Here is a 10,945-nt window from a genome sequence, read left to right on the forward strand (position 1 = left end):
GGCCGGCACCGCCTGTCCCAGTCGCGCCGCGATGATCAGGCCGCCGAGCGCCGACAGCACGCCCATATTGATGAACACCATCAGCGTCAGCCGCTCGGTGTTGATGCCTGACAGCTGCGCGGCCTTGGCATTGCCGCCCATGGCGTAGATACGGCGGCCGATGGTCATGCGCTTGGTGACGAAGACGAACAGCGAGATCAGCACGCCCATGACGAGCAGCACGACCGGCAGGCCTCTGTAGCTGGCGAACTCATAGACCAGGAACAGCGCCAGGGCGCTGGCGACCAGCGTCTTGACGACGAACAGGGCAAAGGGCTCGGCCTCATAGCCATGGCGTTCGCGCTTGCGACGCGTCCTCACCCCGAAATAGGCATAGGCCAGCACGGCGATCAGGCCCAGCACGATCGTCGTCATGTGCAGCGTCAGGCCGCTGCCCATGATGGTCTTGCCGGCCGCGTTCACCGTCGGCGGGATCAGCGTCAGCGGGCCGATGACATCCGGGATGAAGCCCGAGCTGAGCATTTTGAAGTCGTCGGGAAGCGGACCGACCGAGGATCCGCCGCCGAGCAGCGCCTGGCAGATGCCGCGGAAGATCAGCATGCCGGCCAGTGTCACGATGAAGCTCGGTATTCTGTGATAGGCGATCCAGTAGCCTTGCGCCGCCCCGATCAGGCCGCCCACGACGAGGCAGATGATCGAAACCACCAGCGGATTGCTGAGCGGTCCAAGTTGCCAGATGACCATCATGTTTGCCGCCAGCGCGCCGATGAAACCGGCGACCGATCCGACGCTGAGGTCGATATAGCCGGAAACGATCACCAGCAGCATGCCCAGCGCCATCACGATGATGAACGAGTTCTGCTGCACCAGGTTGCTCAGGTTCACCGGCTTGAACAGCGTTCCCGACGTGGTGAACTGGAAGAACAGCATGATGACGATCAGCGCGATGATCAGGCCGTATTCGCGCAGGTTCGTCGCCAGCGCCGAGACGGCGATGCGTGGACGCTGCTCTTCGGCGACATTGCCGTGCGGGGCGGGGGCGCTTTCGGTGCTCATGCTGCTTTTCCTTCTCCACGAACGATGGCGCGCATTATTTTTTCCTGGCTTGCTTCTGCGGCGGGCATTTCGCCCACGATGCGCCCTTCGTTCATGACGTAGATGCGGTCGGTGATGCCGAGCAATTCCGGCATTTCCGACGAGATGACCACGATCGCCTTACCCTCCGAGGCGAGTCGCGCGATGATCGTGTAGATTTCGTACTTGGCGCCGACATCGATGCCGCGTGTCGGCTCGTCGAGGATCAGCACGTCCGGGTCGGCGAACAGCCATTTCGACAGCACCACCTTCTGCTGGTTGCCGCCGGAAAGATTGCCGGTCAACTGATAGACGCTGGAAGCGCGGATATTGGTCTTCTTGCGATAGTCGTTGGCAACGGCGAGCTCGCGCATGTCGTCGATCACGCTGTGGCGGGCCACGCCGCCGAGATTGGCCAGCGTGATGTTGTGCTTGATATGGTCGATGAGGTTGAGCCCGTAGGTCTTGCGATCCTCGGTGACGTAGGCGATGCCGTGTTGGACCGCCTTGCTTACCGAGGACACATCGATCGGCTTGCCCTTGAGCAGCACCTCGCCTGTGATGCGGCGGCCGTAGGAGCGGCCGAACAGGCTCATGGCGAATTCGGTGCGGCCGGCGCCCATCAGCCCGGCAATGCCCACCACTTCGCCCTTGCGCACATTGATGTCGATACCCTTGATCACCTGCCGCTCGGCATGGAGCGGGTGATAGACCGACCAGTTCTTCACCTCGAACACGATCTCGCCGATATCAGGCTCGCGCGGCGGATAGCGGTCGTCGAGGGAACGGCCGACCATCGAGGTGATGATGCGGTCTTCGGAGATGTCCTTCTTGGCCAGCGTCTCGATGGTGCGCCCGTCACGGATCACCGTCACCTTGTCGGCGACCCGGTTGATCTCGTTGAGCTTGTGCGAGATCAGGATCGAGGTCATGCCTTGCCGCTTGAATTCGAGCAGCAGGTCAAGCAGCGCCTGGCTGTCCTTTTCGCTGAGCGATGCCGTAGGCTCGTCGAGGATCAGGAGCTTGACCTCCTTGCTCAGCGCCTTGGCAATCTCGACCAGCTGCTGCTTGCCGACGCCGATATTGGTGATCAGCGTCTTGGGGTCCTCCTTGAGGCCCACCTTCTTCAACAGCGCACTGGTGCGCTCCTCGTTGGCGTCCCAGTCGATGACGCCGAATTTCGCGTGCTCGTTGCCGAGGAAGATGTTTTCGGCGATCGACAGCATCGGCACCAGCGCTAGCTCCTGGTGGATGATGACGATACCCTTGTGTTCGCTGTCCTGGATGCCCTTGAACTGGCATTCCTGGCCTTGGAAGATGATCTGGCCGTCATAGGTGCCGGAGGGATAGACGCCCGACAGCACCTTCATCAGCGTCGACTTGCCGGCGCCGTTTTCGCCGACCACGGCGTGGATCTCGCCTTCCTCGACGCTGAGGTTGACGTTCGACAGCGCCTTCACGCCGGGAAACGTCTTGGTGATGTCGCGCATCTCCAAAATCGTCGGGGCCATGGGGACTACCGCTCCTTGAGAGCTCGGCAAACATTGCCGGCGAGGTCGGTGACAATACCGGGCTCGCTGGTGAACGAAAAGGGGCCCTGCGTTGCGCAGGACCCCCTGACTTTGTAACCGGGATTACTTCAGTTCGTCGGCCTTGATGTAGCCGGAGTCGACGACCAGCGCCTGGTAGTTCGACTTGTCGACTTCATGCGGCGTCAGCAGGATCGAGGGAACGACCTTGACGTCGTTGTTGTAGGTCTTTTCATCGAGGCCGTCCGGCTTGCCGCCCGAGAGCACCTTGTCGACGAGCTGGACGGTGGCCTTGGCCAGTTCGCGGGTGTCCTTGAACACGGTCGAGTACTGCTCGCCCGAGATGATCAGCTTGACCGAAGCGGTCTCAGCGTCCTGACCGGTCACGATTGGCCAAGGCTGAGCCTCGGTGCCGTAGCCGACGGCGCGCAGCGAGGCGGTGATGCCGCGCGACAGGCCGTCATAGGGCGACAGAACGCCATCGACGCGGCTGCCGTCCGAATAGTTGGCCGACAGCAGATTGTCCATGCGCGCCTGGGCGGTGGCGGCGAGCCAACGCAGCGTGCCGACCTTGTCCATGCCGGTCTGGCCGGACTTGATCTTGATCGAGCCGTCGTCGATCAGCGGCTGCAGGACGGAGATGGCGCCATTGTAGAAGAAGAAGGCGTTGTTGTCGTCGGGCGAGCCGCCGAACAGTTCGACGTTCCACGGCTTGGTGTTCGGGAAGCGTTCCTTGAGGCCCTTGACCAGCGAATTCGCCTGGATCACGCCGACGCCGAAATTGTCGAAGGTGGTGTAGTAGTCGACATTGGCGGTCTTCTTGATCAGGCGGTCATAGGCGACGACGACGACGCCCGCGTCAGCGGCCTTCTGCAGAGCATCCGACAGGGTGGTGCCGTCGATCGAGGCGATGATCAGCGCCTTCGGGCCTTTGGTGATTTCGTTTTCCAGCTGGCTGAGCTGGTTGGGGATGTCGTCCTGCGCGTATTGCAGGTCGACGGTGTAGCCGAGAGCCTCGAGCTGGGACTTGACGGCATCGCCGTCATTGATCCAGCGCTGCGAGGTCTTGGTCGGCATCAGCACGCCGACGAGACCCTTGTCGGCTGCGTGCGCCGAGTAGGTCATGGCAGCGATGCCAAGGGCCGCGACGGCGGCCAGTGTCTTGATGATTTTCACTTTAACTCTCCCTGTTTGATGGACGCGGCACCCCGGGGGTCGCGGGCCGCGCAATCGTGCAGAAGCGCCAAGGCACCGCTGCCGTCATATCGATCTCCGGTATCCTCCCATGGCCCCGAGACGCTGATTCAATCGATACGATTTTTCTCGTCGGCGACCGTCACGTCTTGGAACGCGCGGAGGGTGTGGGTCTTTGCCATAACTGTCAAATGCGATCTTTGATGGTTGCTATATCATCGTTGGTATAGGTATTGCGACGTGACGGGTTGACCCGATGTCGGTCGTACACAAGCAGAAGGCAGGGAAATCGATGGCGCGGCTAGGAAATCCGACAACAGCTTCAAATGGTTACAGAGAAGCACCGGGCGATGGCGAAACCCTGCTGCGCAGCGGTCTCAGTCTGCGTCATATGCGCATGATCGTCGCGCTCGACGACCATGGCCGGGTCAGCGCGGCAGCCCAGGTTCTGAACATTTCGCAGCCGGCGGCCTCGCGCATGATCGCGGAGATGGAGGCGGTGCTGGAGGTCAAGCTGTGCGAGAGGCTGCCGCGCGGCATCACCTTGACGCCGTACGGCAAGGCTTTGGCCAGGCGCGCGCGCTCGATCCTGCTGGAGATGCGCGAGGTCGACCGCGAGATTTCCGAGCTCAAGGCGGGCAAGGGTGGTTCGGTTTTCCTGGGTGCCGTGACCGCGCCGGCAATCGAGCTGGCGGTGCCGGCAATTCGTGAAATCCGCCGCATCTATCCGCGCATCGAGATCACCATGCAGGTCGAGACCTCCAATGTGCTGGCACGCGAACTGATCGCCACGCGCCATGACTTCATCATCGCGCGCATTCCTGACGACTTGAACCCACGGCTGTTCGAATCCCGTGTCATCGGCGTCGAGAAGGCCTGCCTGATCGTGCGCCGTGGCCACCCGCTCACCAGGGGCAGCGTGGTGCGGCTGGAAGACACCGCCGCCTATGACTGGGTCTTCCAGTCTGGCGGCTCGCCCTTGCGCCAGGCGATGGAGAGCAACTTCCTCAACCGCAACATCGCTTTGCCGGACCGTATCCTGAACACCAGTTCGCTGCTCCTGACCCTGGTCATGGTCGCGCAATCCGATGCCATCGCACCGGTCTCTGTCCAGGTGGCGAAATTCATCCAGAACCCTGACGGGCTGGCCGGCGCCATCGACGTCGTCCAGACCGAATTCGACATCGAGGTCAGGCCCTACAGCCTGATCACGGTGAGGAATCGCGCGCTGTCGCCGGCCGCCAAGATGCTGCACGACTTCATTCTGAGGGAAGTGGGATGATGGCTGGATCAGGTAAGCTTCTCCGGCGAAAGCGCCGCCAGGCCGAGGCCAGCGAAAGCGAACTGGGAACATTATTTCCCGCCGATGCGTTCATGATCTTGCAAGGGACGATTTCTTCTGGAGGCTGAACATGCGCAGCTTCGAAATCATCGACCTGCTTTGCGTGATCGAGGCCTGCAAGCACGATCGATCGGTCGGCAATTTCGTGTCCATGGCTGAAGGCGTGGAAGAATTGCGGGTGTTGACCGGCGATTTCGTTTCATCGGATGACGCGGCGGCAAACGCCCTCGCAACGGTGGCGCTGGCGAGAGGCTGCTCGGTTGTGTTCGACGAACAGGCAGGCGCTGAAATGGTTCTGACGCCTTAGGCTGGAGCGGGTAGCGGGAATCGAACCCTCGCGTTCAGCTCGGGAAGCTGGTGTTATTGCACTGATTTCAACGGCTTACGTGTAAAACAAGGACCCTGCCGGTCTTTAAATTCGTAACGAAATCAACCACAGTGTAAAACCAAAGTTATACCGTTTGGCACCGCGTAAAAGCCCTCCATTCACCAGGTGCTATCCCTTCTTATGTGACCTCAAATTTGCCGTTCACGTCTGCTTGATGCGATCAGCGGTTGATTGGGGATGATTGCGAACCGGCAGCTCCTTGCTCTTCCGTTATCGTTAGCGGACATTCAGGATGTAACTTTGATCGCCTTGAAGGGAAATCAGAAGAGACAGCCTTTAATGTTTTGCCTCAGACCTGACAGCGGTTCGAATCCTCTCGGGCGCGCCCGGCAGGATGAAACTGAGAACTCATATGTCATTGTTTGCCATACGTAAACGCAGCTAGTCTGCTTCGCACCCGTGAGCTTAGCTAGCTTGCCTAAATCACGAGTCCGGAAAATATCGCTTCCTGACCGTCGGGTTTCTGACAAGAACACGGTTTAGTTCCAGAACAGAGAAGTTAAGAGTCCTGATCGAACGTCTATCGCAGATGCCATCGATCTTATCATATAACGTCGCGTCAATTAGCGCCGAGGTCATCACGCCAAAGCCCTCTGCTGCGTGCAGATCGACCATGTCGCCGATATCCTGAACTTTGGTCGCGCCCAGCGAATTACTCTGAGTCAGTTTGCACTGAAAAATCCATTTACGACCCTTGTTTCCGGCTGATCTCGCGGCTTCCATGATCTCGATATCGCGTCCGCCGTCTCTCGATCGCGAGCTGCCAAGCTTTCTGATTGTCGAAGAATCAAACATCGCATGAGCGTAGAGGATATCGTAGCAGAGCTGCTCAAATTGCTCGTCATTAAGGCTTCTCCAATCGAGAGTGAGAGAATCCGAGAGGCCCATCGTCGCAGTGAGAGAGCGGGTCGTATCGCAGATTCTTTCATACAGGTTCTTTGTGGCCCGCTCTTCGAGCGGTTTCGTGTCATAAAGAACGTGGGTGTCAGTGCCATCATCCACCACAATCAGAGTTCCGGTGTTGTGAACCAGACATGATTCCCCGCGGGGCCCTGGGGCCCTAAGGCCCGCTGGCATGCCCTCCCTGAGGTACTCCCCGACCGGTGAGTGTGTGAAGGTCGCATCCAGCCATGCGAATTGATCGGGCGGCCAGATATCCCTCGTCATGGCGTCGTGCGAATCCCGCGCAGACCCGGGACTTGAAGTACTGGTTCATCGGAAAGTAGGCGACCATGCCTTCGGAAAGGACAAAAGATTTTCCGGCGATGACAAGCACCTCGGCCGCCACAAAATCGGCCCGGCGGTAATTCTGCCCGGTCGCAGAGAAGAACGTGTCGAGCTCAACACCGTTCGGAATGAGCCAGCTGTCGATGGAAGCGTAGCAGTCTGCTCCCAGCCGGCCACTGTAAGGGCTCTTGTGGAAGCCAAGTTCATACTCGGGATGTTTTTTGACCAGCTCGTCGTAGTAATCCGGCGCATCATAGCGCATCTGGTGTATAGCGCCCGAAAGGAAGTTGGCAAAGTAGGATTCGACCAGCTCCGGAAGACGTGGATCACAGTCGGCCAGCGATTCCTCGTAATCAGCTATTGCGTCGCGTAGGCTTTGGTAACTCTCTCCTTCGCCTGACCCGTCGTCCTGTTGCGCCTGAAACACGACGACGACATTTTCGAGCCGTCCCCGGAAACCCGGACCGATATCCGTCAGGGTAAGTCTCAGCCGTGTGAGATATGCCTCAGCGAAGTACTCCTCGGCTACCTCGGCACTGCCGGCTTCCGCCGCCATGTTCTCCGCGGCCCATGATGCCTCCACATAGTCCCAGCATATATCGATATGCTCATTAGTCCGGCCGATACTGCGCATCGGGATTAGGACGGCGACCGTCTCCGCTCCGGACAAATCAATGGCGCCGAGGTCCGAAAGCTTCAGGGATGCGAGATCAAACTGAATGCGGGTCATATGCCCAGCAGCCCGGCGGCCTCGGCAGGAGATGCGCTGATGGCGGTGAATCTCAGGCATCCTCCTCCTCCGCTGCCAACGCAACCAGCCCCTCATTCCTGGCCTTCTCCAGCACCCCTATGAGAACAAGGCACTGCTTTTCAGTCGGAATCTTCGCGGGCATCTGCACAGCAACCTGCAGCACGCCGGTCTCTCTGGGTGTCAGCACGCGTTTGCGCCCCAGTTCTTGCATGATCGTCCTCCACTGATGGGCAGGGATATCGAAAACTCGCTTCTGCGCCTCGATTCCGTTGTCAATTTTCTGAGTGACTTTGGCGTCCTTGCGCTCTTCGCCCTGTTCTTCCAGCGACAGGAGGTCTTCGAAAAATTCGTCAGGCAAAGCGGCCTCAAGCTTGTCCAGCGTGCCCTGCAAACGAGTCCAGCACTGATCTTTCTTACACCACTCCGAGATGTTCGAGATGCCGGTGGGCGGATGCACGATATCATCGTTGACGTGCTTCGCTGCAATCGTCAGCGCTTCACGAAGCGTCGGCGGAATCGCTTGAATATTCCAGACCCTCGAATGGTCGATGGATTTGCCGAGGCGGCGGCAGACGTCATTCAACGAAGCAATAGCGTAAAGGCTGTCGATCTCGAATTCCATACGCACCTTCGAGCGGAAGCGCGTTACGCCAGCGTCGGCAAGTGCCTGGCGTTCGAACGCGTCGAGGTCGGCGACGCCATTGACGGCGATGAGCCCCAATACCGTGCCCATGGAGAACTTCGCCTGGTGGACCGTCTGAGGGATGTCCACCGCACCCAGGACATCGATGGCGCCCTGGTGGACTTGGGTGACCACCTCCGCGATGTCGTCCGGGCCGAGCCCCTCGCGGCGCATGAGCAGCTGAAGTGCGTCGGCTGCCGGATGGGTGTGGCGACAGGAGGCATGCCATTTGAAGGATGTCTCCTCCGTTGCCCAACGGCTGCCGAGGCCATCCGTCAGACGGGCCGGAACGGCATCGCTGGACATGCCGGCCGCCATGCCCTTCTTCCCTTCAAGGATCTGCGCGGCCCCCTTGAAGCCATCGCGAGCCAAGAAGGCAGCACACAGGCCGTTGGCGGCCGCACGCGCAGTATGAAGCTGCTTGGAATCGGCGGCGTCGCGCAGGAATTCCCAGAGCCCCGCTGCCTGGGTACTGGCGGAGCCCAGTGCATGGTTGATGCCGGCCGCGTCCAGCCCGATCAACTTCCCGACAGCGGCGGCCGCGGCGACAGTGACGGCCGTGCCCGTTGTGTGGAAGATCTGGTAATGTGACCGCCCTAGGAACTCTCCGACCCGGATGCCAACCTCGTAGCCGGCGATGCAAGCAGTCAGGATTTCACGCCCGGTCTTCCCCTCTGCTTCCGCAACCGCCAAAACGGCTGGAAAGATCACCGCAGCCGGGTGAAAGACCGAGCCGTTGTGAACGTCGTCCTGCTCCACCACATGGGAGGCCGCGGCATTGACCATCGCCGCGAAGTAGGGGCTCGTGCGTCGTCTCGTCGGGATGACGAGACTTGGGCCGTCCGCCGGCCCCATTGCACGAGCAAAGCCGTCGATGATCTCGACTTGGCGCGCGCCCTTGCCGGCGAGGGTTGAGCCGAGCCAGTCGATCATCAGTCCTTTTGCGAAACGAACGACGCGCGGCGGAATCTGCTCGAACTCGAGCTCGGCGATGAAGGCGCAAAGCCTGGCTGTCGGCCGATCGGCGGTGTCCAGGCTCATCCGCTGTTCCTCATCTGCATGCCCTTTAGACCAAAGCGGCCCGGCGCAGGATCCGCCTTGCGCGCTCGATGACCGGCCGATCCACCATTTCGCCGTTCACCTGGACAGCTTCACCGGACGAAGCTGCGCCGACGATGTCACGTGCCCAGATGATTTCATTGTCGCTCGGGCGAAAAGCAACGCGAATCGGCTCGATCTGCCTCGGATGGATCGCCATCTTGCCACCGAAGCCCATCTTCATAGCATGGCGGGCGTCATCCTCGGTGATTTCGGGACTGCTCAGGTCTGTCGTCACGCCGTCGATCGGCGCGGCACGGCCAGCCGCGCGCGAGCGCCAGACAAGTTCGTTGCGAGCCGCAAGCAGGGTCAACCGGTCATGCGCGCAACCGAGATCGAGCGAGAAGTCGACCGAGCCGAAAGCGACGGCAACGACGTCGGGCGTCGCCAATATATCCGGCAGGTTGGCGAGGCCGACAGCACTCTCGACGAGCGCGATGACGGATACGTTGCGTGTTATGTGCCTGGCCATATCGGCAATGTCTTCCGCGCGCTCGGCCTTGGACAGCATAATGGAGACGCCATCGAAGCGCCGCACGGCGTCGATGTCCGCTTCGTGCCACGGGGTGCCAACGGGGTTGATGCGGACGATGACTGGAGATTTCAGCCTGGCTGCATAACCAACAACTGCGTCCCGGGCGCGGTCCTTGTCGCCAGGAGCGACGGCATCCTCAAGGTCGAGAATGACCGCATCCGCGCCGCTGTTGTCGGCCTTGGCAAACCGGTCCGGCCGCGAGCCCGGCACGAAAAGCGGCACGACAGGCGTGACGAAGCTCACCATTGCGCCGTGGCCTTCACCGTCACATGGCCGTCGGCCGACCGTACCTCGAGAGCCATGCCGTCATTGCCCGGACACGTTGCGCTCAGAAGCAGACGTTGCGGTCTGGTCGCCGGATGCACGCCCCGGAACGAGAAACGGCGCGGCGAGGAGCCGAAAATGGCTGTGGCAAAGTTCAGGAGCAGCGTCGCCTGCAGCGGGCCATGGATGACGAGCCCGGGATAACCCTCGACCGTTGTGGCGTAAGGCGCGTCGTAGTGGATACGATGCCCATTGAACGTCAGCGCGGAGTAACGAAAGAGTAGCACCGGATCCACGTCAACCCAGCGCTCGTTCGATGCCGCCGGGGGTGGAGTTCCCGGCGGGGCAGGGGTCGCTGCCGTAGCGCCGGCGGCGCGATAGGCAATGGTCTGGTCCTCCTCGATCACCGGGCCAGCGTCGTTGGCAATGTCGTGCCGGACCATGACGAAGGTGAGCGGGCCGGTGCGGCCCTGCTTCTCCTCGATGGCGGTCAATGTCGAGCGACGGCGGATGCGGTCGCCGGAGCGGATCGGCGCTATGAAACGGACATCGCTGGCAGCCCACATGCGGCGCGGAAGCGGCACCGGCGGCAGGAAGCCGCCTTTGGTGGGGTGCCCGTCAGGTCCGAGTTTGCGCCTGTCGGCAATATCGGGCGTCAGGCACCAGTGCAGTCCGGGCGGGGCCGTGCTCCCGGCGGTTTGCGCTGCGTGGTCCCCGAGCGTGGCGTCAAAGCTGGCCAGCAGGCGCGGGGTGACAACATCCTCGACCTCGTGGGTGCGTCCAACCCATTCCTGCAGCGTGCTCGTGTCCAGAGTCATGGGCTCCCTCGTCAGGCGGCGAATTCGGACCGGATCCGGTCCG

10 protein-coding genes are annotated in these 10,945 nt (G+C 61.0%); 2 read left to right on the top strand and 8 right to left on the bottom strand.

Going from position 1 to position 10,945, the window contains the following annotated elements:
- The 3 genes from EN932_RS18365 to chvE form a co-directional block, all read right to left on the bottom strand.
- The coding region (locus tag EN932_RS18365) for a sugar ABC transporter permease (RefSeq protein WP_164890528.1) at nt 1–1,056 on the bottom strand (1,056 nt) is incomplete at its 3' end.
- Nucleotides 1,053–2,585, bottom strand: a complete 1,533-nt coding sequence (mmsA, locus tag EN932_RS18370; RefSeq protein ID WP_013533633.1) for a multiple monosaccharide ABC transporter ATP-binding protein — start codon at nt 2,583–2,585, stop codon at nt 1,053–1,055. The genes EN932_RS18365 and mmsA, both read right to left, overlap by 4 nt.
- A gap of 123 nt (nt 2,586–2,708) precedes the next feature.
- Nucleotides 2,709–3,779 (bottom strand): multiple monosaccharide ABC transporter substrate-binding protein, encoded by a 1,071-nt coding sequence (chvE, locus tag EN932_RS18375; protein WP_024503154.1) that lies wholly within the window; start codon nt 3,777–3,779, stop codon nt 2,709–2,711.
- 310 nt (nt 3,780–4,089) lie between these two features.
- Between chvE and EN932_RS18380 the strand changes: the two genes are divergently transcribed.
- On the top strand, nt 4,090–5,079 hold the full coding sequence (locus EN932_RS18380; protein ID WP_127368662.1) for a LysR family transcriptional regulator: 990 nt from the start codon (nt 4,090–4,092) through the stop codon (nt 5,077–5,079).
- A 130-nt stretch (nt 5,080–5,209) separates the two neighbouring features.
- Nucleotides 5,210–5,446: a hypothetical protein gene (locus EN932_RS18385; RefSeq protein ID WP_024503153.1), complete on the top strand. Its 237-nt coding sequence runs from the start codon at nt 5,210–5,212 to the stop codon at nt 5,444–5,446.
- Nucleotides 5,447–5,950: 504 nt separating this feature from the next.
- Here EN932_RS18385 and EN932_RS18390 read toward each other — a convergent pair.
- The 5 genes from EN932_RS18390 to EN932_RS18410 are packed head-to-tail and all read right to left on the bottom strand — an operon-like array spanning nt 5,951 to nt 10,902.
- Entirely contained in the window at nt 5,951–6,532 is a 582-nt protein-coding gene (locus EN932_RS18390; RefSeq protein ID WP_164766090.1) for a restriction endonuclease, read from the bottom strand.
- Between the two features lie 55 nt (nt 6,533–6,587).
- On the bottom strand, nt 6,588–7,544 hold the full coding sequence (locus EN932_RS18395) for a hypothetical protein (RefSeq protein ID WP_127368660.1): 957 nt from the start codon (nt 7,542–7,544) through the stop codon (nt 6,588–6,590).
- Nucleotides 7,537–9,228 (bottom strand): MmgE/PrpD family protein, encoded by a 1,692-nt coding sequence (locus EN932_RS18400; protein ID WP_245465002.1) that lies wholly within the window; start codon nt 9,226–9,228, stop codon nt 7,537–7,539. Before EN932_RS18400 ends, EN932_RS18395 begins: the two co-directional genes overlap by 8 nt.
- Before the next feature lie 25 nt (nt 9,229–9,253).
- Complete coding sequence (locus EN932_RS18405; RefSeq protein WP_127368661.1) at nt 9,254–10,066, bottom strand: CoA ester lyase; 813 nt, start codon at nt 10,064–10,066, stop codon at nt 9,254–9,256.
- Nucleotides 10,060–10,902 carry a MaoC family dehydratase N-terminal domain-containing protein gene (locus EN932_RS18410; RefSeq protein ID WP_013893947.1) on the bottom strand — a complete coding sequence of 281 codons (843 nt, stop codon included), beginning with the start codon at nt 10,900–10,902 and terminating at the stop codon, nt 10,060–10,062. The genes EN932_RS18405 and EN932_RS18410 overlap by 7 nt, the downstream gene beginning before the upstream one ends.
- Nucleotides 10,903–10,945: the final 43 nt, after the last annotated feature.

It is taken from the genome of Mesorhizobium sp. M7A.F.Ca.US.002.01.1.1 (genome assembly GCF_004022955.1).
GTDB classification, from domain to species: domain Bacteria; phylum Pseudomonadota; class Alphaproteobacteria; order Rhizobiales; family Rhizobiaceae; genus Mesorhizobium; species Mesorhizobium ciceri.